This window comes from Pilosibacter sp. YYHA0881 (genome assembly GCF_051602715.1).
Taxonomy (GTDB): domain Bacteria; phylum Bacillota; class Clostridia; order Lachnospirales; family Lachnospiraceae; genus Alitiscatomonas; species Alitiscatomonas aceti.
This window is the reverse complement of the sequence record NZ_CP175657.1, coordinates 307,317-331,254: the sequence shown is the minus strand read 5'-3', so window position 1 is coordinate 331,254 and position 23,938 is coordinate 307,317. Positions and strand designations below refer to the sequence as shown.

Sequence of the window (23,938 nt, the reverse complement as noted above, 5' to 3'; positions counted from 1 at the left end):
CTTCCACCTCCTACGCTTTCTTTTTTCTCTCAGCCATCACAGCCTTGCGCATTTCCTTAAATGCCTGGGTAAGGGGTCTGTGGGCCGGGCAGATAAAGGTACAGGAGCCGCACTCACAGCACTCCATACCGTTTAATTTTTCAAAGGCTGCCAGATCGTGATGCTCCGCGGCCGTCATTAACATCTGCGGCACCACCCGTCCGGGACATACGTCCACGCAGCGTCCGCAGCGGATACAGGCTGTTTCAGCATTGGCTGCCACCTGGTCCTTTGTAAGGCAGGTCAGGGCCGATGAGGTCTTCATCACCGGGATATCGTAGGAGAAAAGCGCCTGGCCCATCATGGGACCGCCGGAAAGGACCTTCTCCGGCTCTTCCTTAAAGCCGCCGGCCGCCTCGATCAGCTCCTGGTAGTTGGTGCCCAGCCGTACCTCGAAGTTCCTGGGCTCCCGGATGGCGTCGCCTGTGACCGTGATGATCCTCCGGATCAGCGGCGTGGTCTCACACACAGCATTATAAATAGACACCACTGTGTCGATGTTGTCCACGATGCAGCCTGCGTCTGCCGGGAGCATGGTGGAATTGATCTCACGGCCTCCGGTGACGGCATAGATCAGGAAGCGCTCGCCGCCCTGGGGATACTTGGTCTTTAAGGTGCACACCTGGATCCTGGGCTCATCCTTTACAAGCTCAGACAGGATCCGGATGGCCTCCGGCTTGTTTTCCTCAATGCCGATGACGCCCTTTGCCTTATCAAACAGCTGGAGGATCACCTTAAGGCCTCCAACGACCTTCTCCGGCTGTTCTAACATGACCCGGTAGTCCGAGGTCAGATACGGCTCACACTCTGCGCCGTTTACGATCACGTAATCGATCTCCTCTTCGTTTTTCGGAGCCAGCTTGACGTTGGTGGGGAAGCCTGCGCCTCCCAGGCCCACGATACCGGCTTCCTTTACGATGTCGCGGATCTCCTGTTTGGAGAGAGCTGTGTAATCCCGCTTCTGGCCAAAGCCCTCCACGGTCCTGTATTCTCCGTCATTTTCAACGATAATGGACTGCACCATGCTGCCGTTGGCCATAAGACGGGGCTCGATCCCCTTTACGGTCCCGGATACAGAACAGATCACATTGGCAGAAATGAAGCCGCCGGCCTCTGCGATCTTCTGGCCTGCCAGAACAGTGTCGCCCTTGGCCACCAGCGGTTTTGCAGGAGCGCCGATATGCTGGGAAAGAGGGAATACCAGCTCGCCTTTCGGCTGGATCACCTGAATCGGCTTATCGGAAGACAGTTCTTTTCCCTCATAAGGATGAACGCCGCCTATAAATGTGCTCAGACCCATTTAACAAACCTTCTTTCTCTAAATATTCGTAATACCATCAGACTTCAGTATAGCATATTTCAATAAGATGTACAATTAGTAAACCCTTTGCATATTAACAAAATCGTAAGTTTTAGGCCCTTGTACTTAAAAAAATGCAAAATCAAAGGCCATGGACTTAACAATCTTAAGTCTGCACTTAAAAATGTTAAGTCCATGTTCAGGTTTATTCCAGTTCTGCCCTGCCCGTATACAGGCTGTAATACCGTCCCTTCTGGGCCAAAAGATCGTCGTGGTCCCCCCGCTCGATGATCTCTCCGTTCTCCAGCACCATGATGGCGTTGGCGTTCCTCACGGTGGAGAGCCGGTGGGCGATGACAAAGGTGGTCCGGTCCGCCATGAGCCGGTCCATGCCCCGCTCGATGTGCTTCTCTGTCCTGGTATCCACGGAGCTTGTGGCCTCGTCCAGGATCAGGATGGGAGCCCTGGAGACCGCCGCCCGGGCGATGTTTAAAAGCTGGCGCTGGCCCTGGCTCAGATTGGCTCCGTCGCTTTCCAGTACCGTATCATAGCCCTTGGGAAGACGCATGATAAAGGAATGGGCCGACGCCGTTTTCGCCGCCTGGATCACCTCTTCATCCGAGGCGTCCAGCCGTCCGTACCGGATATTTTCCATGACCGTTCCCGTAAACAGATGGGTATCCTGGAGCACCACAGCAATGTTCCTCCGCAGCTCCTCCCGCTTTATATGGCGCACATCCACGCCGTCGATGGTGATGGAGCCGGACTGGATATCGTAAAACCGGTTCAGCAGGTTGGTGATGGTGGTCTTTCCAGCCCCGGTGGAGCCCACAAAGGCGATCTTCTGTCCCGGTCTGGCGTAAAGGCTGATGTCCTTTAAGATCAGCTTCCCGGGATCGTATCCGAAATATACATGCTCCAGGGAAACATGGCCCTTCATCCCTTCCATGGAAACGGCATCCGGATCGTCCTCTGGCTCCGGCTCCTCATCCATCACCGCAAAAACACGCTCCGCGCCGGCCAGGGCCGAGAACACGTTGGAAACCTGCATGGAGATCTCGTTGACCGGTCTGGAAAACTGTCTGGAGAAGTTTAAGAACACGGTGAGTCCGCCCACGTCAAAATTCTTTATAACGCACAGGAGGCCGCCCACACAGGCCGTCAGGACGTAGTTGATCTGGCTCAGATTGTTCATCACCGGCCCCATCATCCCGCCCAGGAACTGGGCGCGGATCTGCTTATCCTTCAGATCACTGTTTAAGATCTCAAACTCCTCCTCCGCCACGTCCTCATGGCAGAACACCTTCACCGCCTTCTGGCCGGAAATGGTCTCCTCAATATAACCGTTTAAGGCTCCCAGGGCTGACTGCTGGGCATTGAAATATTTCTGGCTCCGGGAGGCCACGGCCCCTCCGGCCTTCAGCATCAGAGGGATCAGCACAAGGGTGATCACCGTCAGATACACGTTTGTATACAGCATGAGCCCCAGGGTTCCCACAATGCTCAGTGCCCCGGAGAAAAGCTGCACCAGGGTGCTGCTCAGCATATTTCCTATGGTGTCCACGTCGTTGGTGAACCGGCTCATCAGGTCTCCGCTGCTGCTGGTATCATAAAACCGCACCGGCAGCCTCTGCATCCTGGAAAACAGGTCGCCCCGGATCCGCAGGAGGGCATCCTGGGCCACGTCCAGCATGATCCTGGACTGGAGATAGCTGGCGGCCACACTGGCCATGTATACGGCCGCCATGACCGCCAGTCCCCCTGCCAGACCAGAAACGCTCCCTGCGCTTCCGTCCGCAGGAGCGATAAACTGGTTGATGATGGGCCGCAGCATGTAAGCGCCGGCCAGGGATGTTACAGTACTGATGAGGACGCAGAAAAATGCCAGCCCCATTTTCAGCCTGTCCTGCTCCAGATAAGCCATAAGCCGCTTTAATACTGCCTTCATCTCCCTGGGCTGTCCGCCTCCCCGGGCATTGCCGCCCCCTCTGGGGCCTCCGGGACCGGGGCCATGCCCATGGACAGGCCTCTGGGCGGTCCGGCTGCCGTAACGCCGTCTTAAGCTCTTCTCCCGTTCTGCTCTCAGTACGCTGCTCATGCTTCCGCCTCCTCTGCTCTATTTTCTCCAGTCTGGGTCACATAGATCTCCTCATAGGCCCGGCATGTCCTTAAAAGCTCCTCATGGGTGCCTGAGCCGATGATCTTTCCGTCGTCCAGCACCAGGATCCTGTCTGCGTCCTGGACTGAAGAGATCCTCTGGGCGATGATGATCCTGGTGGTATCCTTTAATTCATTTTTAAAGCTTTCCCGGATCGCCGCCTCTGTGGCCGTATCCACGGCGCTGGTGGAATCGTCCAGGATCAGGATCTTCGGCTTCTTAAGAAGGGCTCTGGCAATACAGAGCCTCTGCTTCTGGCCGCCGGACACACCGGCCCCGCCCTGGCCGATCTCTGTGTGATAGCCGTTCTTAAAGGCCGTCACAAAGCCGTCAGCCTGGGCGTTCACTGCCGCCTTCACAAGCTCTTCCCGGGAGGCGTCCTCGTCTCCCCACCGGAGGTTTTCCTCAATGGTCCCGGAAAAAAGCACGTTTTTCTGCAGTACCATGCCAACACCATTCCTCAGGTTTTTAAGGGAATAATCCCTCACATCCACTCCATCCACCAGGACCGCTCCCTCTGTCACATCATAAAGCCTGGGGATCAGCTGCACCAGGGAAGTTTTCCCGCTTCCAGTGGCTCCGATGATGCCGATGGTCTGGCCCGGCTCCGCCTTAAAGCTTATGTGCTCCAGGACCCGGTCGCCGCCCTTTCCATAACCAAAGGACACGTCTTTAAATTCCACGCTTCCTTTTTCCACCCTCAGTTCCTTCCTGGCCGCCTGGTCATCGTTAAGATCCACCACCGTATCCAATACCTCTGTGATCCTCTTTAAGGACGCCCTGGCCCTGGAGCTCTGTAAAAATACCATGGAAAGCATCATCAGGGACATGAGGATCTGGACGATGTAGGTGGTAAAGGCCGTCAGGTCTCCCACGGGCATGGAGCCTCCGATGATCAGGTTTCCGCCATACCAGACCACCGCCAGGGTGGTCACGTTCATGGCAAACATCATCACCGGCATGGTGGCGATAACGATCTTTAACGCCCTCATTCCGCTGTCCCTCAGATCCTGGTTAAGGCCGGAAAACTTCCCGATCTCAAAATCCTCCCGCACGAAGGACTTGACCACCCGCACGTTGGTAAGGGATTCCTGGATCCCGGAATTCAGCCGGTCCAGCTTTTTCTGCATGGCCTCAAACCGCGGGAAGGCCGTTTTCAGGATCAGCCCGATGGCCAGGGAAAGAAGGGGGATCACCACCAGCAGGATAGCCGCCAGCCTTCCATTCATCATAAATGCCATAAATAATGCCCCCACAAACATCCCAGGAGCCCGCAGGGCCATTTTTAAGCCCATGGTCAGTACATTCTGCACCTGCTGGATATCATTGGTCAGGCGGGTCACCAGGGAGCCCGTGCTGAAGCTGTCTATGTTGGCAAAGGAAAACTGCTGGACCTTTTTAAATACGTCTCTGCGCAGATCCGTGGTGAAGTTTATGGACGCCTTTGCCGCAAAATAGGAGCCCAGGATGCCTCCCACTGCCATACATACCACCACTGCCGCCATCAGAAGTCCCGTTTTTAAAATATATCCCGTATCTCTTCCGGCCACGCCGTTGTTGATGATCAGGGACATGAGCTTGGGCAGCGCCACCTCGCCCGCCACCTCTGTGAGCATCATGAGGGGGCCCATGAGAAAAGCGCCCAGGTACGGGGTGATGTATTTCTTATAACGCTTCATATCAGTTCCAATCCTCCTTTTTTGCCTGCTGGAGCATCTGCTCGAGATTTCCGGAAAGCTTCTGGAGACAGCTGTAAAAGCACTCCTTTTCCTCAGAAGAAAAGCCTGCGAACATTCCCTTTTCCACCCGCTTAAAAAGGTCGATGCTCCGCTCCACTTCCTTCCGGCCCTTCTCCGTGATCCGTATCTTATTGTAACGGTTATCATCCCGGTCCACGATCCGTCCCACATATCCGCCCTTTTCCAGTTTCTTTAAGGTCACGGCAACAGCTGCCGTGGACACGTTCTGGATCCTGGCCAGCTCCTTCTGGGATGCATCCGGATATTTATAGACGCACATCAGAAGCTGGTGCTGGACCCGGTACAGGCCGTCCTTATTTAAGTAGTGCTCCAGAAGCGTCCGGTGGCATTTTCCCACCCGCATGAACGCTTCTACGATCTTGTGATCCATGGTCTCCCTCCTTTTATTCCGGCAGAGCCTCCATCAGTCGATTAACCAATTAATAATTAACTAGTTAACTATCATAGAAATTATAATCCCCCCTGCCGCTGCTGGCAAGGGGGAAATTTGTGAAAAAAATGTGTTTTTTACTCTCCATCCTCTTTGGGAAGCTTCCTTTTCAGCATCAGGAAGCAGGCGATGTGGACCGCCCCTGTCACCACCCAGGTCACTGGATAGGAAAGGTACAGGGTCGTCAGGCTCCGGCTCCACTGGAAAACCGTGAAGATCCAAAGGACTCTCAGGCCGCAGACACCGATAATGGATACGCACATGGGGATCACGGAGCTTCCCAGGCCCCGGATACTGCCCACCATGGTATCCATGATGCCGCAGAGGAAGTATGTGGTCCCAAACACCGCCATACGCTTTAAGCCGAACTGAATCACCTCCGGATCCGAGGAATAGATCCGCAGCAGGCTCTCACCGGCAGCAAAGGCCGCCAGGCCCATGCCCAGCCCCACCGCAGTCACAACGCCGACGCAGGTGAGGGTGATCCGGCCGATCCTCTTATATTTCCGGCCGCCGTAGTTCTGGCTGGTAAAGCTTAAGTTCGTCTGGTAGATGGCATTCATGGCATTGTAGATAAAGCCCTCGATATTCTGGGAGGCCGTGTTTCCTGCCATGGCGATGGAGCCGAAGGAGTTGACCGACGACTGGATCAGCACATTGGAGATGGAGAATACTGCGCCCTGCATCCCGGCAGGAAGACCGATCTTGGCGATCCTCTTAAGCTTTACCTTACTGATCCGCAGATCCCGGATCCTGAGCTTTAAAGCGCCCTCGCTCTTTACCAGGCACCAGAATACCAGGCCCGCAGAGATCACCTGGGAGATCACCGTGGCCAGGGCAACGCCGGCCACATCCATATTCAGGGAAATAACAAAAAACAGATTCAGGACCACATTCACCACGCCGGCTGCCGTAAGGAAATATAAGGGACGCCTGGTATCGCCCACAGCCCTCAGAACGGCGCTTCCGAAGTTATAGAGCATGGTGGCCGGCATCCCGGCGAAATAGATCTTCATATAAATGGCGGATTTATCGATCACATCGTCGGGAGTGCCCATCAGCTCCAGGAGAGGCCGGGTCACAAGAAGTCCCAGAGCCACCAGGAACACGCCGGACAGCAGACTGATGGCTACGGCTGTGTGGACCGTCTCATTGACGTCCTGATCTCTCTTTGCCCCGTAATACTGGGCCACCAGCACGTTGACTCCCACGGACAAACCGATGAACACATTGATCAGCAGATTGATCAGAGCGCCGGTGGAGCCCACGGCCGCCAGAGACTGGCTTCCCGCGTAACGGCCCACGACGATCACGTCTGCGGCGTTAAAAAGAAGCTGTAAGATGCCGGACAGCATCAGTGGAAAAGAATAGATCAGGATCTTTCCCAGGACTGGTCCGCTGCACATGTCCATTTCATAGGATTTCTTCATTGTACCTTCCTCTTTCCTTTTATTTTTGTGCTGCCGGTGTCGGATCCCGACAAAAAAAGCTTTCCGACGGATCGGAAAGCTTTTACGGCTTTTAAAGAGAGCTGCTAACCAGAATCGAACTGGTGACCTCATCCTTACCAAGGATGCGCACTACCGACTGTGCTATAGCAGCGGGTTGTTTTCTTAAGCCTCAGTTATAATAACATACGTCTACGGATTTGTCAACAGGAACTTTAAAATTTTTTTTACATATCTTAAATTAAAAAACACAGAGGTTTTTTCATGCCAGAAAACAACGAGATCAGAACTCCCAGAGAAGGGGCCGGAACCGCCCCGGAAGAAACGAATGCCGGCGCAGCAGCGGCATGGCCGGATATTTCCGGTGTTCCTACCACGCCTGTGGCGCCTCCAGGCGGCGAGCCCGTGTGGCCGGACAATGACCTGGCCGGCGTCCCCACCACGCCCGTGGCGCCTCCAGGCGGTGAGCCTGTCTGGCCGGACAATGACCTGGCCGGCGTCCCCACCACGCCCGTGGCGCCTCCGGGCGGTGAGCCTGTCTGGCCGGACAATGACCTGGCCGGCGTTCCCACCACGCCCGTGGCGCCTCCAGGCGGCGAGCCTGTCTGGCCGGGAAATACGTTTCCGTGGCCGGTGCCTCCGGTCTTTCCCTTCCCTCCGTCCTCTCCCTATTCCAGCCAGGTCCGTTTCTTAAACGCCTCCACCAACGGCCAGGATCTGGACGTATGGATCGACGGAAGGAATATTTTTTCCGGTTCCACCTTCGCCACTGTATCCTCCTACATCCAGGTGTCCGACGGCTTCCATACCGTCACTGTGCGCCGTACCAACGGCCCGGCCCTGTACCGGAGGACCCTATCCTTCATTTCCGGGGAAAAGGTGACCATGGTGCTCCTTGACACGCCGGGAGGCATCACCCTGTCCCGTGTCTCCGACATGGGCTGCACCAATATCCCGGCAGGCTACGGCTGCCTCCGGGTGGCCAATATGTCTTACAGCGGCTCCAATTACGACGTACGCACCTTTAATAACCAGATCGTCTTCGGCGGCGTGGGCTTTAAAGAGGTGACCACCTTTAAGCAGACGGCAGCCGGAAACTATACATTTTTCGTCACCGCCTCCCAGGCGTCCCTTACGGGCTTTGCAGAGCTTCCAGTGATCCTCCTGACGGCCATCACCGGCGGCTGCTCCGCCTGTATGGTAAACGACCCGATCATGAGCTTTGGCATCAGCGTGCGGCCCGGCCGGGTCTATACGTCCTACATCATCGGAAATCCCTGGTCCAATCTGTACCGGGTATATACCCTGGAAAGCTGAGCTTCCAGGCCTATGGCACAAAACAGGCGGGTACATCAGACCGTACCCGCCTTCTCTGTTTCTTATTTTTTTCCCATCCTCTGTCTCACGATCTCATAAGCCAGCACACCGGCGGCCACAGACGCGTTTAAGGAATCGATCTGCCCCTGCATGGGGATGGAGGCCGTCATATCGCATTTCTCCCGGACCAGCCGGCTGACTCCGTCGCCCTCGTTGCCCACCACCAGGCCGATGGGGCCCGTAAGGTTCACCCGGTACATCACATCCCCGCCCATATCGGCGCAGACGAACCACAGGCCGCGTTTTTTCAGATCCTCGATGGTGGCCGCCAGATTGGTCACCTTTGCCACCGGCGTATAATTCAGCGCCCCGGCTGATGTTCTGGCCACTGTTGCCGTAAGACCGGAGGCGCGGCGTTTGGGAATGATGACGCCGTGGGCCCCTGCCAGATTGGCAGTACGGATGATGGCACCCAGGTTATGGGGATCCTCAATGCCGTCCAGAAGGATCAGAAACGGCGGCTCCCCCTTTTCCTCGGCAGCCTTTAACATATCCTCCACCTCTGCATATTCATAGGCTGCTCCATAAGCGATGACCCCCTGGTGGTGGCCCGTGTCAGACATCTGGTCCAGCCGCTCTTTGGGCACAAAGGTGATGATGGTATCGTGTTTTTTTGCTTCCCGCAAAATGCTCTTTACAGGCCCGTCCTGGCATCCGTCCAGGATAAACAGGCGGTCAATGGGCTTTCCTGCCCGGAATGCCTCCAGGACCGCGTTGCGGCCTTCTATGGTCAGTTCTTCATATCTCATCTTCCGTCTTCCTCTTTCAGTTCTCCGATTTTTTCAAGTCCCAGGCTCACCACCTCTGTGAGCCGGTCAAACCGCTCCGCCAGATAAAGATATCCCACCAGGGCCTCAAAGCCTGTGGCCATGCGGTATTCCTTCATGGTGGCATTTTTAGCCATGGAGCCGGATTTGGCGTTCCTCCCCCGGCGGCAGACCGTCTTTTCCTCTTCGGTCAGCTCCTCCCACACAGCCAGCAGAAGCTCCATCTGGGCCGACGCCTTCACAAGCCCCGCCGTATGCTTATGGAGCTTGTTCACCTGGACGTTGCCGTCGTTGACCACCTTGGTGCGGATCATGATCTCATAGACCGCATCTCCGATATAGGCCAGCACCAGCGGCGAATACTGGGAAGCGTCCGCCTCCTTCAGCCGGAACGCTTCCTTAAACCGGGAAAAAGAGTTTACGCCCGTTTCCATTTTACTCCCTCTCTGGTATCCTCCAGGATGATCCCCATATCCAGGAGCTTTCCGCGGATCTGGTCGGCCAGGGCAAAATCCTTTGCCTTTCTGGCAGCCTGCCTCTGGGCGATCATATCCTCGATCTCAGAATCCAGGATCTCTTCCTTTTTCTCTGTGATGATCCCAAGAACGCCGCAGAGCCGTTCAATGGTCTCCTTCATCCAGCCCACATATGCGCTGGTGCTTTCCGCAGATGCAGTGGAGTTGCTGAGCTTTACCAGCTCGAAGACTGCGGATACGGCGTCGGCCGTATTGAAATCGTCCTCCATGGCCGCTTCGTATTTTTCCACCAGCTCCATGGCCTTTTTCTGGTTTTCCAGTTCTGCGGCGCTCATGGTTCCGGCAGCCGCCTTTTCCTCCAGCTCCTTCAGCTTCTCAACGCCTGTAAGGATACGGTCCAGGCCGTTTTTCGACGCCTCCATCAGCTCCGCGCTGAAATTCAGCGGGCTTCTGTAATGGGCGCTCAGCATAAAGAAACGGAGCACCTGGAGATCATATTTTTCTCCGATCTCCCGTACTGTAAAGAAATTGCCCAGGGATTTGGACATCTTCTTATTATCAATGTTCAGAAAGCCGTTGTGCATCCAGTATCTGGCAAAGGTCACACCGTTGGCCGCCTCACTCTGGGCGATCTCATTTTCGTGGTGGGGGAAGATCAGATCCTCGCCGCCGGCATGGATGTCGATCTCGTCACCCAGGTATCTCTTGGCCATGACCGAGCACTCAATATGCCAGCCGGGACGGCCCTGGCACCAGGGAGACTCCCAGAAGGGCTCTCCTTCCTTTTTGGGCTTCCAGAGCACGAAATCGTTGGGATCCTCTTTGCCCTCTTCACCAGTGACCTTGATCTCACGGAAGCCGGACTGGAGATCGTCCAGGTTTTTATGGGACAGCTTTCCGTAATCCTTAAATTTTCTCACCCGGTAATAAACGGTGCCGTCTGCCGCCGCGTAAGCATAGCCCTTTTCGATCAGGGTGCGGATCATATCCAGCATACCGCCGATCTCCTCTGTGGCCAGGGGATTCTTTGTGGCGGGCATGATATTCATTGCCTCCATATCCTTTCTGCATTCGGCAATATACCGCTTGGAGACCGTATCTGCGTCCACGCCCTCCTCGATGGACTTTTTAATGATCTTGTCGTCCACGTCAGTAAAGTTGGACACAAAATTCACCTCATAGCCCTTATACTCAAAATATCTGCGGACCGTATCGAATACGATCATGGGACGGGCGTTTCCGATATGGATCAGGTTATAGACCGTGGGGCCGCAGACATACATTTTTACTTTTCCCGGCTCCACCGGAACGAACTCTTCTTTTCTTCTGGAAAGGGTATTATAGATTTTCATGGTCTTCTCCTCTTTTTTATTCTTTCTGACAGCCGGGACAGCCCGTACAGCCTCCCGCATCCATCCGGTCCCCCGGATCGTAATCTGCCACCGTGGAGAGCAGGCACACGGCCTGGGCCGCGATCCCCTCGCCGTTTCCCGTAAAGCCCAGCCCCTCCTCTGTGGTAGCCTTAACGCTGACCCGGTCTCTCTCCAGCCCCAGGGCGTCTGCGATATTCTCCATCATCCCCGGCCGGTACGGCAGAAGCTTCGGCCTCTGGGCGATCACCGTTGAATCGATATTCTCAATGAGGAACCCGTTTTCCGCCAGGATCTCTCCCACCCGTTTTAAAAGGGAAAGGCTGGAGATCCCCTTATACGCCTCGTCGGAATCCGGGAAATGCTGCCCGATATCTCCCAGGGCAGCCGCTCCCAGGAGCGCATCCATAATGGCGTGCAGCAGTACGTCTGCATCTGAATGACCCAGAAGCCCTTTTTCATAGGGAATGTCCACACCCCCCAGAATCAGCTTCCTGCCTTCCGTCAGCCGGTGTACATCGTATCCCTGACCGATCCTCATACTCATTCTCCTTTGCCATTGATATTTATTCTAAGCGCTGATCATCCGGATCTTCCTGGGGATGCACCGGATCTGCATATCCTGCTGGCACATACAGCTTTCCCCGTCCACATGGACCGCCAGGGGCCGCTCCAGATGGACCGCCACCTCGCTGCATTCAAAGCTCCTGACACCGCGCTCTTTCTTTCTTACCCCTGCGATCACGTCCAGGACCGGCCCGAACATCCTCCGCTTCAGGGAGCTGTTGGCCACATAGACCGTCATCTTCCCGCTGTCCTCCGGTACCTCCTGTCCGCGTCTTGGCCTCTTCTTTTTCTCCTGCCCCATCCGGATCGTGATAAAGTAGATATAATTGAATTCCACCTTCCTTACGCCGTCCAGGAGCAGATGTCCCCGCACCGGACGCGCCAGCGCCAGCTGCTTTAACGCCAGGACCACCTTCAGCATTCCGGCCATATGAAGCCGGTTCATCTGGCTGCGGACGGGACAGCACAGCAGGTTATGGCAGACGGCCGCATCCAGTCCCACGCCGCACCTTCCGGCAAACCTCCGGTTAAAGATCTCATCCTCCCCACAGGTCACAACGCCGTAATCCAGCAGTTCATAATATTGCGGATGGAGGACGCGCCTGCACTGGACCCTTACCTTACTGTGCGGCCGGCTCCTCCGGGAAAGGGCGTTCCGGAATCCCGCCGGGACGTAGCCCAGGGTCACCATCCCTTTAAAGGACACTCCGTTTAAAACTTCGTTATACGTCCCCTCTCCGCCTACGATAATGATCGTTTTCGGTTCATTTTTATCGGCGGTCAGCGCCCTGGCGATCTCAGCCGCATCTCCCCGGTTTTCCGTAAAAAACACCCGGTATTCCCGTCCCTCATTTTCCAGCTGCTTCTCCAGCCTTTTCCATATGCGATACCCCTTACCAGTTCCTGCACTGGGATTTACGATAAACTGATACATGGAACCCTCCGTTTTATCCTGCTGGTATTACATAAATCATATAATATACAACGAAATTATATTTAGTATACCACAGAATACGGAAAAAAGATAAGAAAATTTCTATAAAAAAGGGGACCCTGTATTCAGGATCCCCTTTTAGTAGCGGAAGGGAGATTCGAACTCTCGACACTACGGGTATGAACCGTATGCTCTAGCCAACTGAGCTATTCCGCCACGCTTTGCTCAACGAACATTAGGATACCATGTTTGGAATAAAATGTCAACAATAATTTTATTTTTCATGGATTTCGTGAATGCTCTGTGAAAAATCCTGGTAAAAGCAGGGCTTCCGCCCCCCCTACTGCCTTGGACGGAATACGATCTCCCACCGGGACGGCCTGGCATAAAAGATCAGGGCAAAATCCTGGACCAGGCCGCCGATGACCGCATTGCACAAAAACTGCTTTGAAGCGATCCCGTTGCACAGAATATCCTCTGACGATGAGATATTGATGTTCCTGACGCAGATGACCTCCCCGTCGTCGCCCTTAAATTTAACAGAAACCGGATACAGCTCCCGTCCGGCCGGAAACCACGCCATACAGGCAGCCTCTCTCCGGTCGCCTTTGACGGTCCCATCATCCAGATTTGAATTTCCCAATGCCCGATATTCCATTCCAGCCATCCTCTCTTTCCCACACAGCTTCACACACAGAGGGTACGGTCTGCCGTACCATCCCCCGTTTCAAAAAAGAACGTATGTTCTGTTCTTATTATACGAACATTTGTTCTGTGTGTCAAGATGAAAAAACTGGAACATGTGGACCGGCACAGCCAAAGGTCCTGAAAAAAAGCCTCCGGAAACCACGGGCCGCAGCCCCTTACAGCGGCGCAGCCCTTCTCGCCTTCCCCCTGGCACTGGCCTGCCTGCGAGGACGCATCTCTTTTTCTTATGGGACCGCAAAAGCAGCAGCCCTGTCCAGAGGACCATAACGCCGACCCCGGCGGCGGCCAGCCCCATGTCCGGAGCCGCGGTCATCCCGGCATATCCGCTCAGATCGAAGCCCGCCAGGACCAGCGCAGCCGAAAACGGATACAGGCTGGAAAGGACGCCGCCTTTGAAGAACAGCATGCTGTATCCCAGGAAGAACGCCAGGATGGAGCCTCCCAGATATGCCCCACGGATCTGTCCAAAGATCAGGATCAGGGGCATACAGACCAGACTTGTAGTAAAGGCAGCCGCCACGATCTGCGTACTGCCATGAAAAAGCACCTCCGCAGTCAGTCCCGGCAGGCCGGCCGCCAGTCCAGTGACCAGGGTAACGCCGGCACTGTATATTCCCAGAAGGACTGCAAGCATGCCGGTCAGAAGCAGCTTTGTCCCCAGAAGCCCCGGCATGGAAACAGGGACCGCCATGATATTTTTCAGTGTATCATGGGAAGACTCCCTGTCCATGAGCCAGGCGCCTGTCATCACCAGTGAAATGGGCAGAAATATCTGGGTGTTGCCCCAGATAACATTGGCAAAAAGCGTCTGGATATCATAGTCCGGATCCCGGTATTCCGCCTCAATGATCATCTGGCTTCCATATTGTACCAGAGGGCAGAGCCCAAGGGCCACAAGCCCCACCAGAAGGATCTGGCACCGGCGCAGCTTCAGTAATTCTGCTCTTAACAGATTCCACATGATCCCACCTCCTTAAATCTCCTGACGCCGGAAGGCCATCGCGATCAGCGTCAGAAAAACAATGGCTTCCACAACGATCACACTGAACACCTGGGCGCGGCCGAGAAAATACGGGCTGATCCGCTCCAGCAGCTCTGCCAGCTCCGCGCTGGTCCGGCTCTGGTCATAAAACTGGAAGGTCCAGCGGAAAGCCAGCGGTCCCGGAAGCAGGGTACCGATGTTCAGCCCAAAGGGCTGCGTCAGAAAGAGATCGTTCATGGAAAAGATATAATTCACAATGGTGTAAAAAAAGGTGATCACAACGGACACGATATAATTTTTATTGAGAAGGACCACCAGAAGAATGCAGGGAAGCGCTCCGGCCCACATGATCACTCCCTCTTCCAGCCCAACCCAGAACAGCGTCCAGAACCCAACCGGCTCCCATCCCCGGACCAGCAGGACCGCAAGATTCACCAGGCCTCCCGCCGCCATGAAGCCAACGGCAAACAGCAGCAGGACCAGCATTTTGGAAAGCACCAGCTTCGTCCGGTCCACGGGTACGGCCGCAAGGTTTTTCAGAGTATCATGGTCCAGCTCCTGAAACAGCAGGCTGGAAGCCAGGATCACAAGAAGCGGCATCAGAAGCAGATATGCGCTGAGCTGGAACAGGCTGGACATCACTCCGTTTACAGCATCCACATCCGTATTCACATCTGACAGGAAAAAAATGTACGCCAACGGCATGAAAACGGAAAGCACCAGGGAAATAAATACCAGGGGCCTGCGTTTCAGCTTCAGAAATTCACACTCCATCAGTCTAAGCAATCCCCTCGCCTCCCGTCACACGCCTGAAATAATCCTCCAGGCTTTCTTCACATGTATGGGCCTCCGATACCTCCAGTCCGTTTTCCACAAAGGCAGTTACAACTTTTCCGACCGGCAGATCAAGATTGTGGAGCTGCAGCCTGTGGTCATCCTGGATGGAGAAATGGGTTTCATGGAAACTGCGCTCCAGGATCCTTGCGGCCTGGGCGGTGTCGGAAAGCGTAAAACGGACATGCCTGCCGCTTTTCTGCTCCAGTCTGGCAAGGCTTTCCTCTTCCAGCAGTGTGCCGTGGTCAATGATCCCAATATCGTCCGCCAACAGGGAAATTTCCGAAAGGATATGGCTGGAGATCAGAATGGTCTTCCCTCCTGTATCACAGAGCTCCCGGATAAATGAACGCACCTCTGCAATGCCGATGGGATCAAGCCCATTGATGGGCTCATCCAGGATCAGAAGCTCCGGATCGTGCATAATGGCAAGGGCAATGGCAAGCCGCTGCTTCATGCCAAGGGAATACTGGGAAAAGAGCTTTTTGTCTTTATAAGGCAGCCCCACCAGATCCAGGGCATCCCTGATGGCATGACCGTTTGGCACGCCCCGCAGAATGGCAAAGATACGCAGATTTTCCGCAGCGGTCAGATTGGGATAAAAGCCGGGGGACTCGATCAGGCTGCCGATGCGGGGCAGGATCTTCTTTTCATTCCCCTGCAAAGGATTTCCCCAGATCCGCACCTCGCCGGACGTGGGCTTCGTCAGTCCCAGCAGCATTTTCATGGTGGTCGTTTTTCCGGCCCCGTTCCTCCCCAGCAGACCATAGATCCTCCCGCGCTTCACATGGATACTTAAGTCAGCCACGCTCTTTTGCGGGCCATACTGCTTGGTCAGGTTTCTTGTTTCAATGATGGTATTTGTGTCCATAGGCAAACCTCCTGTTCTGTAAGGGATTCTATCACGCCATCCTTGCATGAACCTTGCCGCAGCCTTGCAAAAACCTTGCAGTTTAAGATCCGGCCAGAATGCCAGGGGGCCGCTCACTCATCCAGGGGGAAAACCAGGGTAAATTCTGTTCCTTTTCCCGGTGTGCTTTCCACAGTGATGCTGCCTCCCATCTTTTCCACAAGCTGATGGACAATGGAAAGGCCCAGCCCGCTGCCCTTCTGGGACCGGCCCTTATCACACTTATACAGCCGTTCAAAAATATGCTTCAGATCTTCCTTCCCGATCCCCACGCCATTGTCCGCCACAAGAAGCTTCATGGCAGCTCCCTGTTCTGACAGAGCGATCTTGATTTCATCCCCGCCGCTGTGGGCGACCGCATTCTGGATAAGATTGTTTATGATCCTCATATATCCGTCTGCGTCGAGCCTTACCCGGACCGGACGCTCGGGAATGTCAATGTCATAACCGATCTCCTTATCCTCAAAGACCGGGACCCAGTCGATCAGGATATTTCTTGTGAGCTCTGCCGCTTCAGCAGGACGGATCTCCATGGCAAACTCATTGGAATTTAACCTGAACCAGTCAAAGAGAACGTCAATATATTCTTTCAGATCGTGGGCCTTCCGGCGGGCCGTTTCGATATATTCATCCCGGTCCCTGCCCGCAGCAAGTCCTTTGTGGGCGGCGTCAAGATATCCGATGAGTGTTGTAAGGGGTGTCCGGACATCATGGGAAAGGCTGGTCATAAGCTGGCGGTTTGCCTCCTCTGTCTGCCGCACCGCAGAAAGCCTGCGTTCATAGGACACAACGATCTCATTGATCTCATAGGCAATGGGGGCTGCCAGCTCATTTGCGGCGGACAGGATCCGGCGGCCGCCATTTCCGTTTTTCACGTCAGCCAGAGCGTCTGCGATCTCCGCGATCTGCTCTTTTACCCGCCGGATGCGGTACCAGGAGGACAGGACCGCCAGAGCCGCGGTCAGAATGGACAGAAAAACAAGGATCTCCATACCAGCTATACCTCCTTATTAAAGCGGTAGCCGATCCCTTTGATGGTCTGGATATACTTTGGGCTTGAAGGAGCGGCCTCCAGTTTTTTGCGGAGCCGGCTGATGACCGCCATGATATTGCTGTCGTCATAGAGATATTCGTCTCCCCAGACATTTTCATAGATCTGCTTCTTGGTCAGGATCTTTCCCTGATTTTTTGCACAGTATAACAGCAGGTCAAATTCCTTCGGAGGAAGCTCAAGGGTACTGTTTTCCACAGTGACCAGACGGGCTTCCGGATCGATCTCCAGTCCGTCAAATACAAGTTTCTGCACTGCCCCATCCGGCTGGTTAAAACGGGTATAACGGCGGATCAGCGAAACGATACGGGCGATCAGCTCCTCCATATCAAAGGGCTTTGTCAGATAATCGTCGGCTCCGGCCCGCAGCCCCCGCACCTTTGAGATACTGTCATTCCTCGATGTAAACATCAGGATCGGAAGGCTGCTTTCCTTCCGGATCTCCTCCAGGGTCTCAAAGCCGTCCATGCCCGGCATCATTACATCCAGTATCACCAGCTGGTACTCCCTTTCCCTCAATTTCAAAAGACCGGCCTTTCCGGTGCTGCAGAAATCGGCTTCTATATTTTCGGATAATACGCTGCGTTTGATCAGAACGCACAGCTCCCTGTCATCATCTATGATCAAAATCCGGTTCATGGCAAAACCCCTTTCCCTGTTTTGTCCGGCCGTCCGCCGGCTTCTTGCCAGACGATGCTTCCTGCGGCCATCATCCTCTGCTCCAGTCCCCGTCTCTGGCTTTTCCATTATAATTCTCCCGGCCATACAATACAAGTATGCATCCATCCCCATTCTCCGATTCTAAAAGTCCCGGAGCACGCGTTCCTATGATATGGCACTGGCTTTTTACGGTTCGTGCCTTTTCCCTTGTTTGATTTTTGGGGTATGGTAAATGTTTCATTTAAAATCGATGTTTACTTTTGTCATAATTTAATTGTAAATATTTTTTGAATGTGCATTTAATTGTATTGACTTACATCATAATTATGTGCATAATATTATTAGGTTGTTATAATTGAGGTGAATGTATGGATTACATAACTGAACTCGCCGCTATTGCAAAATCGCATGGAGGAATTATCGAAACCAGGATAGCAGCACAGCATGGCATCTCCAAAGCAATGCTTTATAAATTGTGTAAAGAAGATAAGATCCATCGCATTGTAAAAGGACAGTATATCCTTCCGGATGATATGCAGGATGAGCTGCTGGCGATCAGCAATCGCTCTAAAAAAGTAATTTTTTCTCACGAAACTGCGCTCTACCTTCATGGAATTTCTGACCGCACACCGTTTGAACATACGATCACTGCACCCTCCGGCTGTATCCCATCCGCTGCAATTAAATCTGAATGCAAGGTATATTACATCAAGCCTGATTTGTTTGAACTTGGAAAAACAACTCTGAGAACACCCGCAGGAAATGATGTTCCCGCATACGATCTTGAACGCACAATTTGTGATGTGATCCGCAGCCGGAACAAATTGGGAACAGAAACTTTCCTCGCGGCGTTAAAGCTGTATGCGGCAACCCCAAAAAAAGATTTGAACAAATTAAACTCTTACGCAAAAAAAATGCGGGTATCCAACGTCCTGCGTCAATATTTGGAAGTGCTTCTATGAGTAAAGCAATGAGTCTGAAAGCGAGAATCCGCAATATCGCCAGACAGAAGAATATCCCTGCACAGGTCATTTTGCAAAACTATATGTTTGAGCGTCTGCTCGTCCGTCTTTCCGCTTCCGACTACAAAGAAAAGTTTGTATTAAAGGGCGGTATGCTGGTGGCTGCGATTGTTGGATTGGACAACCGCGCAACCATGGATATGGATACCACTCTCAAAAATCTGCCCCTTACACCAGAAGCAATCCGCAGTGCATTGGAAGATATTTGTGATATTGCATTTGATGATGGCGTTGTATTTGAAATCAGAACTATTTCTCCCATCCGTGAAGATGATATTTATGGCGGATACCGTGTCATGCTGAATGCAAAGCTGGATACTCTTCTGACTCCGCTCAGCATTGATGTATCCGCCGGCGACGCGATCACGCCCCATGCAGTCCAGTACAACTTTTTTGAAATTTTTGATGATGGGCAATCATACGAACTGTGGGCATATAACATCGAAACTGTTATGGCAGAAAAGGTGGAAACCATTTTGCGGCGCGGCGTATTCAATACCCGTCCAAGAGATTTTTACGATGCTTACATACTGACGACAACACAGAAATTTGATAAAGCTGTGTTTGCAGAGGCACTGAGAGCAACCGCAGACCATCGCGGCACCACTCAGCGGATCGCAGATGTTCCCGCTATTCTTCACGACATCGAAGAAAATCCGGAACTTCAGATTATGTGGAACAAATACCGCAGACAGTTTGCCTATGCAAAGGAAATCGAATATATATCGATCATTACGGTTTTGAGGCAACTGCTGCTATAACATAAAAACATAACACAGGTCTGTTTTTCTCTGATAAAAATGCTTTTACGGGTACAAAAGAAGCGATACTCGGTTATCAAAAACCAGATATCGCTGACTTCTGTTCAGCCCCCATCCGACAGACGCCGGGGACCCCGCCTTTCGTCTGACGGCCCGGGCCAAAAGCCCGGGCCATGGATCTTATGCCTCCTGATACAGTTCTAAGATCGCTCCGTCCTTCCATACAAAGGCCAGCTGATCGCCCTTGTCATTGGCGTCCATGGGACCGCAGATAACAGAATCCGCATCGTCGATGTATTTCTGAAGATCGTCCACCTTATACGCCACATGGGGATTGCGGTGGAGGACCTCCGGGAATGGTGTTCCCTCCTCAAATTTCAGATACTCGATCTTGTAATCGTAGTCGTCCACGCTGCTGACCCAGAACCTGGCCCCCTCATTATAGACCATGCCGGGCTTTTTATTGGTGACCGGGATACCGATGTGCATATATGCAGCTGCCATGCTCGTTCCTCCTGTTTCTTCCATAAATATTTCTGCGCTTCAGGCGCCTTCCTGTGAAGCTTCCGCCTTCACCCGGAGATCCTTTCCCGGATGGGGGGCTGTTTCCTTATCCAGGCGCACCGCACAGATAAAAATGTTACTGGTTTTTCACCGTTTCGTAAACCTCAAAGGCCTGCTTAGGGGTATACCCCTCATGGACCACCTTGCCGATGGCCTGGGCCATACCGGCCGGACAGTCGGACTGGAAGATATTTCTTCCCATATCCACGCCATGGGCGCCTTCCTGGATCGCCCTGTAAGCCATCTCCAGGGCCTCCAGCTCCGGAAGCTTCTTTCCTCCGGCGATGACGATGGGGACCGGGCATGCAGCAGCCACGCGTTCAAAGCCGTCGCAGTAGTAGCTCTTTACGATATTGGCTCCGTTTTCCGCCAGCACGCGGGTGGCTAAAAGGAAAAACTTTTCAGTCCTCTCCATCTGTTTTCCAACGGCAACCACCCCCAGGGTCGGGATCCCGTAACGGGCTCCGGCGTCAGCGGTGCGGGATAAAAGCTCCAGGGAACGGCTTTCGCCGGGCGCACCGATAAAGGTCTGCACGGCCATGCAGTCGGCGTTCATGCGGATGGCATTTTCAATGTCGCAGGCGATCCCTCCGCCATTGGACATATCGTCATAAAGAACCGTGGAATCGTAGGTCACCCGGACGCATTTTGCCACAAGAGCCGCCGGGGAGATACAGGAACGGATCATTCCCCTGGTGCCCATCAGGACGTTTACATGGGGGATCAGCGGCGGGATCACCAGGTCGATCCGCTCTAAACCGGCGGTGGGACCCATGATGTAGCCGTGGTCAAAGGCCAGCATCACCGTATTTCCTGACCTGGGATCAAACATCTTCCCCAGACGGTTTTTCATGCCCCAGTCGCAGTGGGCGCTGCCCTTCACATAAAATCCCTCCTGCGCAGCTGGAATATCAAGATGATAATCGTGCGCAGCCTTATTTCCAATATTATCTGCCATAATCTTACTCCTTGCTGTACGCCGGTGTGTGGCACGGTGTGTTCCAGAGACGGATAAATTCGTCGTCCCACTTTGCAATGTTCATCTGGAAGCCTCCTGCCTCCTGGACCGTTAAGATCTCGCCTACCATGCTGGCGGCCACTTCCACGCCCCTTTCCTTTAAGAACTCAACCGTATCCTTAAAGAGGACCAGCATTTCCATCATGGTGGTGGCTCCGCAGCCATTGATCATCACAAAGGCCCGGTCGCCGGCCTTTAACTCCAGATTCCTGCAGAGGGCCTCTGCCACAGTGGCAACGGTCTCTTTGGAGGACTTCATGGGCACGCGGACTCCGCCGCCCTCGCCGTGCTGGCCTGCGCCGATCTCCATCAGATCCGTTTCTCCCAGGTCGCCGAAGGACATCCCGTTCTGCGGATGGGTGGCGTCGGTGGATTTCACGGTGATGGAGGCCATGTTCTTTGCATAGCGCTCTGCGATCTCAGCCACCTCGTCAAGGCTCTTTCCCTCTCTGGCTGCGGCTGCGGCGATATGGTAAAGAGCGACAGCCCCTGCCAGTCCCCGTTTATTGTCCTCGCCGTTGGGATCAAACTGGATCTCCTCGCCTGTGACCACCTGGCGGACGTTTAAGCCGGCCTTCTGGGCCAGCTTCATGGCCTGCTTTCCGGCCAACTGGTCGCCTGCATAGTTGAGCGTCAGCAGCAGAACGCCGTGGCCTTTATCAGCCAGCTTCATGGCATCAAATACCAGCTTCGGGTTGGGGGCCGCAAAAATATCGCCCACCGCCTGCACATCCAGCATTCCTTTTCCGACGAAGCCGGCCTGTGCCGGCTCGTGGCCGGAGCCGCCGTATGTAACGATGGTCACGCGGTCTGCATCCTTTAAGTCCTTACTGATCACCAGATGGCCGTCCACATCAACGATGTCCGGGTAAGCAAGTCCCAGGCCCACTAACTCCTCGTCGGTGATGGTCTCGGGGGCGTTGATAAATTTTTTCATCTTCATAGTAGGTTCCTCCTGTTTTTAATGGATTCCGTTACATTTAAGCCCGGGCCAGGCCGCGGAAGAAATACGCCATGGATACTGCGCCCGCGTCGGGGGTTCCGATGGTCTGGGTCCCGTAGCTTTTGGCCCTTCCAAACTTAGAAACAAACTGCCTGCTTGCCTCGGCACCGTCGGCGGCTGCTCTGGCGGCAATGGCAAACAGCTCATTTTCATCGCTACCCTTATAGGAGGCTATGGCCTCGCTGGCAGGGATCAGCGCATCCATCATGGTCTTATCTCCGACCTTTGCCCCGGATACGCTATCCAGCTCCTCAAAAGCCCGCTTAAAGACCGCCTTGATGCCAGAAACATCGATCTCGTCTCCCTCCGGAGCATCTTCCTGCATTCCGTCCAGCCATGCGTTCCAGAGGGGAACGGCGCTGCCTCCGTTTAACACCATCACGGCCATGGCCGCATCGTCCAGCATTTCTTTGATGCCTCCGTCCGACCCCTTCACGGCGGAATCAATGGCTCCGGCGATTTTTTTCATGGTGAGGCCATGATCGGCGTCGCCGAAATGGGAATCGATCTCGGTCAGCTCCTGTTCCGCCGAAATCACTGAAGCACAGGCGCAGGACAGCCGGTCCGCAAACTCCTCTTTTTTCACAAATGTTACCTCCTTATCCGTATTTCAGCGCATATTTGTTACTTATGTTCACAATCATAGCATGCAGGCCCTTGTAAATCAATATCGAAGCAGGCACCAACGGTAAATTCTATGTATCCCATATAAATTTAGGAATATTATTATGCATATTGCACAAAAACAAAACCTCTCAAGGATATAAAATATACTCGAGAGGTTACATATGTAACTATTATTCCAAAATGGAGTGGATAAGGGAGGACCGGGCCACGATGTGGGTCAGAATGCCGGACTTTAAGGCTCCTTTCACCGCCTTGGCGCTGGTATTGGCAGAGCAGACGCCGATGATATTGGGACACTGTTTTAAGGTTTCCAGGGGCACCTGGATGGCAAAATCCTGGTCTGACTGGATCACGGTTCCGTCTTCATTAAAATAGTAGACCAGCATCCGGCCGCAGGCATGGTGCTCCTGGAGAAGGCCGCCGTAGCGCACCAGGGAGGCAAAGTCCGGACTGGAGGGATAGTCGCCGATGTTCACCAGGGCGGTGTCGATCCGCTCCCATTCCTCATGGATCTGCCGGTAGATTTCCGTGGAGCAGAGGATCTGTTTCTCCTCCAGGCTTTCCGGCAGGGCGGGCAGGTAGAGAAAATGCGGGGAGGCTCCCAGCTGCTGGGCCATAAGGCGGACATTTTCGTTGGACTGGTAGTTGCGGGCAGGAATGCTGGCATTTCCCACCAGCGGACAGATATCGGTGACAGAGCTGCCATGCCGGGGATTTTTTTCCAGCCACGTCACCAGCTGGCCGATCAGATGGCCCCAGCCCACACCCAGACGACGGCTCTGCAGCTGCTCCAGAAGCTCCACCGCCCCCTGGGAAAGAAGCTGGTTGGTGGAGGCGTCGCCGGCTCCATCCTCCACAAGGATCCCGTCTTTTATGGAGCTTCCGGTACGCAGCCGCTCCAGAAGGCTGGCGGCCTTCACCTCCGGATCATGGACGGTGATCTCCACCACCCCCAGCTGTCTCGCCTCCGTAAGAAGACGGCTGACCATGGGCCGGGAAATGCCCAGCTCCGCGGCAATATCGCTCTGCTTCTGATCGTCTAAATAATACCGGCGGGCAACGTAAGCCAGCCGCCTTCTCTTTTCATGATCTGACTTCAATTCAGGTCCTCCTTTGCGGGTCTGTGCCGAAAAAAGCTGGCGCCGGAGGTCATCCCCAGCACCAGCCTTATC

The 23,938-nt window shown here is 54.0% G+C and carries 24 protein-coding genes and 2 tRNA genes; 3 read left to right on the top strand and 23 right to left on the bottom strand.

The window, feature by feature from the left end; genetic code table 11:
• Positions 1-10: 10 nt before the first annotated feature.
• The 6 genes from rsxC to ACI6NM_RS01595 form a co-directional block, all read right to left on the bottom strand.
• Entirely contained in the window at positions 11-1,339 is a 1,329-nt protein-coding gene (gene rsxC, locus ACI6NM_RS01620; RefSeq protein ID WP_158357012.1) for an electron transport complex subunit RsxC, read from the bottom strand.
• Positions 1,340-1,544: 205 nt separating this feature from the next.
• A complete protein-coding gene (locus ACI6NM_RS01615) occupies positions 1,545-3,437 on the bottom strand; it encodes an ABC transporter ATP-binding protein (protein WP_262427642.1) in 1,893 nt (630 codons plus the stop codon).
• The gene (locus ACI6NM_RS01610; RefSeq protein WP_262427641.1) at positions 3,434-5,176 is read right to left on the bottom strand and encodes an ABC transporter ATP-binding protein; all 1,743 of its coding nucleotides are present in this window, start codon (positions 5,174-5,176) and stop codon (positions 3,434-3,436) included. The genes ACI6NM_RS01615 and ACI6NM_RS01610 overlap by 4 nt, the downstream gene beginning before the upstream one ends.
• Position 5,177: 1 nt before the next feature.
• Positions 5,178-5,627: a MarR family winged helix-turn-helix transcriptional regulator gene (locus tag ACI6NM_RS01605; protein WP_022274616.1), complete on the bottom strand. Its 450-nt coding sequence runs from the start codon at positions 5,625-5,627 to the stop codon at positions 5,178-5,180.
• A gap of 137 nt (positions 5,628-5,764) precedes the next feature.
• Positions 5,765-7,117, bottom strand: coding sequence for an MATE family efflux transporter (locus ACI6NM_RS01600; RefSeq protein ID WP_022274615.1), 1,353 nt, complete (start codon positions 7,115-7,117; stop codon positions 5,765-5,767).
• Between the two features lie 99 nt (positions 7,118-7,216).
• Positions 7,217-7,289 (bottom strand) — tRNA-Thr (locus ACI6NM_RS01595).
• A 110-nt stretch (positions 7,290-7,399) separates the two neighbouring features.
• Here ACI6NM_RS01595 and ACI6NM_RS01590 point away from each other — a divergent pair.
• Positions 7,400-8,452 (top strand): DUF4397 domain-containing protein, encoded by a 1,053-nt coding sequence (locus tag ACI6NM_RS01590; protein WP_262427640.1) that lies wholly within the window; start codon positions 7,400-7,402, stop codon positions 8,450-8,452.
• A 62-nt stretch (positions 8,453-8,514) separates the two neighbouring features.
• On the opposite strand, the gene rlmB is transcribed toward ACI6NM_RS01590, so the two are convergent.
• The 12 genes from rlmB to ACI6NM_RS01530 all read right to left on the bottom strand — a co-directional run bounded on the left by rlmB (position 8,515) and on the right by ACI6NM_RS01530 (position 17,750).
• Positions 8,515-9,261: a 23S rRNA (guanosine(2251)-2'-O)-methyltransferase RlmB gene (gene rlmB / locus ACI6NM_RS01585; protein ID WP_158357390.1), complete on the bottom strand. Its 747-nt coding sequence runs from the start codon at positions 9,259-9,261 to the stop codon at positions 8,515-8,517.
• Positions 9,258-9,713: a Mini-ribonuclease 3 gene (locus ACI6NM_RS01580; RefSeq protein WP_158357388.1), complete on the bottom strand. Its 456-nt coding sequence runs from the start codon at positions 9,711-9,713 to the stop codon at positions 9,258-9,260. The genes rlmB and ACI6NM_RS01580 overlap by 4 nt, the downstream gene beginning before the upstream one ends.
• Entirely contained in the window at positions 9,698-11,107 is a 1,410-nt protein-coding gene (gene cysS / locus ACI6NM_RS01575; protein WP_262427639.1) for a cysteine--tRNA ligase, read from the bottom strand. Before cysS ends, ACI6NM_RS01580 begins: the two co-directional genes overlap by 16 nt.
• Positions 11,108-11,123: 16 nt before the next feature.
• Positions 11,124-11,666: a 2-C-methyl-D-erythritol 2,4-cyclodiphosphate synthase gene (gene ispF, locus ACI6NM_RS01570; RefSeq protein ID WP_262427638.1), complete on the bottom strand. Its 543-nt coding sequence runs from the start codon at positions 11,664-11,666 to the stop codon at positions 11,124-11,126.
• 30 nt (positions 11,667-11,696) lie between these two features.
• Positions 11,697-12,626, bottom strand: coding sequence for a diacylglycerol/lipid kinase family protein (locus ACI6NM_RS01565; RefSeq protein ID WP_262427637.1), 930 nt, complete (start codon positions 12,624-12,626; stop codon positions 11,697-11,699).
• Positions 12,627-12,768: 142 nt separating this feature from the next.
• Positions 12,769-12,842 (bottom strand) — tRNA-Met (locus ACI6NM_RS01560).
• Positions 12,843-12,966: 124 nt separating this feature from the next.
• The gene (locus ACI6NM_RS01555) at positions 12,967-13,284 is read right to left on the bottom strand and encodes a hypothetical protein (protein WP_158357382.1); all 318 of its coding nucleotides are present in this window, start codon (positions 13,282-13,284) and stop codon (positions 12,967-12,969) included.
• Between the two features lie 69 nt (positions 13,285-13,353).
• Positions 13,354-14,295, bottom strand: coding sequence for an ABC transporter permease (locus tag ACI6NM_RS01550; protein ID WP_438501014.1), 942 nt, complete (start codon positions 14,293-14,295; stop codon positions 13,354-13,356).
• 12 nt (positions 14,296-14,307) lie between these two features.
• Positions 14,308-15,102, bottom strand: coding sequence for an ABC transporter permease (locus ACI6NM_RS01545; RefSeq protein WP_262427635.1), 795 nt, complete (start codon positions 15,100-15,102; stop codon positions 14,308-14,310).
• Complete coding sequence (locus tag ACI6NM_RS01540; protein WP_262427634.1) at positions 15,095-16,021, bottom strand: ABC transporter ATP-binding protein; 927 nt, start codon at positions 16,019-16,021, stop codon at positions 15,095-15,097. Before ACI6NM_RS01540 ends, ACI6NM_RS01545 begins: the two co-directional genes overlap by 8 nt.
• Before the next feature lie 113 nt (positions 16,022-16,134).
• Positions 16,135-17,052 carry a sensor histidine kinase gene (locus ACI6NM_RS01535; protein ID WP_262427633.1) on the bottom strand — a complete coding sequence of 306 codons (918 nt, stop codon included), beginning with the start codon at positions 17,050-17,052 and terminating at the stop codon, positions 16,135-16,137.
• 5 nt (positions 17,053-17,057) lie between these two features.
• Entirely contained in the window at positions 17,058-17,750 is a 693-nt protein-coding gene (locus tag ACI6NM_RS01530; RefSeq protein ID WP_262427663.1) for a response regulator transcription factor, read from the bottom strand.
• 389 nt (positions 17,751-18,139) lie between these two features.
• Between ACI6NM_RS01530 and ACI6NM_RS01525 the strand changes: the two genes are divergently transcribed.
• Positions 18,140-18,733: a type IV toxin-antitoxin system AbiEi family antitoxin domain-containing protein gene (locus ACI6NM_RS01525; protein WP_262427632.1), complete on the top strand. Its 594-nt coding sequence runs from the start codon at positions 18,140-18,142 to the stop codon at positions 18,731-18,733.
• Positions 18,730-19,554 (top strand): nucleotidyl transferase AbiEii/AbiGii toxin family protein, encoded by an 825-nt coding sequence (locus ACI6NM_RS01520; protein ID WP_022273308.1) that lies wholly within the window; start codon positions 18,730-18,732, stop codon positions 19,552-19,554. Before ACI6NM_RS01525 ends, ACI6NM_RS01520 begins: the two co-directional genes overlap by 4 nt.
• A gap of 180 nt (positions 19,555-19,734) precedes the next feature.
• On the opposite strand, the gene ACI6NM_RS01515 is transcribed toward ACI6NM_RS01520, so the two are convergent.
• The 5 genes from ACI6NM_RS01515 to ACI6NM_RS01495 all read right to left on the bottom strand — a co-directional run bounded on the left by ACI6NM_RS01515 (position 19,735) and on the right by ACI6NM_RS01495 (position 23,866).
• Entirely contained in the window at positions 19,735-20,058 is a 324-nt protein-coding gene (locus ACI6NM_RS01515; protein WP_215652937.1) for a hypothetical protein, read from the bottom strand.
• 136 nt (positions 20,059-20,194) lie between these two features.
• Positions 20,195-21,076: a 3-hydroxy-5-phosphonooxypentane-2,4-dione thiolase gene (gene lsrF, locus ACI6NM_RS01510; protein WP_262427631.1), complete on the bottom strand. Its 882-nt coding sequence runs from the start codon at positions 21,074-21,076 to the stop codon at positions 20,195-20,197.
• A gap of 4 nt (positions 21,077-21,080) precedes the next feature.
• The gene (locus ACI6NM_RS01505) at positions 21,081-22,079 is read right to left on the bottom strand and encodes a dihydroxyacetone kinase subunit DhaK (RefSeq protein ID WP_215652936.1); all 999 of its coding nucleotides are present in this window, start codon (positions 22,077-22,079) and stop codon (positions 21,081-21,083) included.
• A gap of 37 nt (positions 22,080-22,116) precedes the next feature.
• Positions 22,117-22,725 (bottom strand): DAK2 domain-containing protein, encoded by a 609-nt coding sequence (locus ACI6NM_RS01500; RefSeq protein ID WP_262427630.1) that lies wholly within the window; start codon positions 22,723-22,725, stop codon positions 22,117-22,119.
• Between the two features lie 211 nt (positions 22,726-22,936).
• A complete protein-coding gene (locus ACI6NM_RS01495; RefSeq protein ID WP_262427629.1) occupies positions 22,937-23,866 on the bottom strand; it encodes a sugar-binding transcriptional regulator in 930 nt (309 codons plus the stop codon).
• Positions 23,867-23,938: the final 72 nt, after the last annotated feature.

Coding starts and splice junctions, on each gene's coding strand:
- cysS (WP_262427639.1), bottom strand. CDS start 11,107: ATGAAAATCTATAATACCCTTTCCAGAAGAAAAGAAGAGTTCGTTCCG.
- ACI6NM_RS01580 (WP_158357388.1), bottom strand. CDS start 9,713: ATGGAAACGGGCGTAAACTCTTTTTCCCGGTTTAAGGAAGCGTTCCGG.
- ACI6NM_RS01615 (WP_262427642.1), bottom strand. CDS start 3,437: ATGAGCAGCGTACTGAGAGCAGAACGGGAGAAGAGCTTAAGACGGCGT.
- rsxC (WP_158357012.1), bottom strand. CDS start 1,339: ATGGGTCTGAGCACATTTATAGGCGGCGTTCATCCTTATGAGGGAAAA.
- ACI6NM_RS01600 (WP_022274615.1), bottom strand. CDS start 7,117: ATGAAGAAATCCTATGAAATGGACATGTGCAGCGGACCAGTCCTGGGA.
- ACI6NM_RS01530 (WP_262427663.1), bottom strand. CDS start 17,750: ATGAACCGGATTTTGATCATAGATGATGACAGGGAGCTGTGCGTTCTG.
- ACI6NM_RS01555 (WP_158357382.1), bottom strand. CDS start 13,284: ATGGAATATCGGGCATTGGGAAATTCAAATCTGGATGATGGGACCGTC.
- rlmB (WP_158357390.1), bottom strand. CDS start 9,261: ATGAGATATGAAGAACTGACCATAGAAGGCCGCAACGCGGTCCTGGAG.
- ACI6NM_RS01505 (WP_215652936.1), bottom strand. CDS start 22,079: ATGAAGATGAAAAAATTTATCAACGCCCCCGAGACCATCACCGACGAG.
- ACI6NM_RS01590 (WP_262427640.1), top strand. CDS start 7,400: ATGCCAGAAAACAACGAGATCAGAACTCCCAGAGAAGGGGCCGGAACC.
- ACI6NM_RS01525 (WP_262427632.1), top strand. CDS start 18,140: ATGGATTACATAACTGAACTCGCCGCTATTGCAAAATCGCATGGAGGA.
- ACI6NM_RS01605 (WP_022274616.1), bottom strand. CDS start 5,627: ATGGATCACAAGATCGTAGAAGCGTTCATGCGGGTGGGAAAATGCCAC.
- ispF (WP_262427638.1), bottom strand. CDS start 11,666: ATGAGGATCGGTCAGGGATACGATGTACACCGGCTGACGGAAGGCAGG.
- ACI6NM_RS01515 (WP_215652937.1), bottom strand. CDS start 20,058: ATGGCAGCTGCATATATGCACATCGGTATCCCGGTCACCAATAAAAAG.
- ACI6NM_RS01610 (WP_262427641.1), bottom strand. CDS start 5,176: ATGAAGCGTTATAAGAAATACATCACCCCGTACCTGGGCGCTTTTCTC.
- ACI6NM_RS01535 (WP_262427633.1), bottom strand. CDS start 17,052: ATGGAGATCCTTGTTTTTCTGTCCATTCTGACCGCGGCTCTGGCGGTC.
- ACI6NM_RS01520 (WP_022273308.1), top strand. CDS start 18,730: ATGAGTAAAGCAATGAGTCTGAAAGCGAGAATCCGCAATATCGCCAGA.
- ACI6NM_RS01550 (WP_438501014.1), bottom strand. CDS start 14,295: ATGTGGAATCTGTTAAGAGCAGAATTACTGAAGCTGCGCCGGTGCCAG.
- ACI6NM_RS01565 (WP_262427637.1), bottom strand. CDS start 12,626: ATGTATCAGTTTATCGTAAATCCCAGTGCAGGAACTGGTAAGGGGTAT.
- ACI6NM_RS01540 (WP_262427634.1), bottom strand. CDS start 16,021: ATGGACACAAATACCATCATTGAAACAAGAAACCTGACCAAGCAGTAT.
- lsrF (WP_262427631.1), bottom strand. CDS start 21,076: ATGGCAGATAATATTGGAAATAAGGCTGCGCACGATTATCATCTTGAT.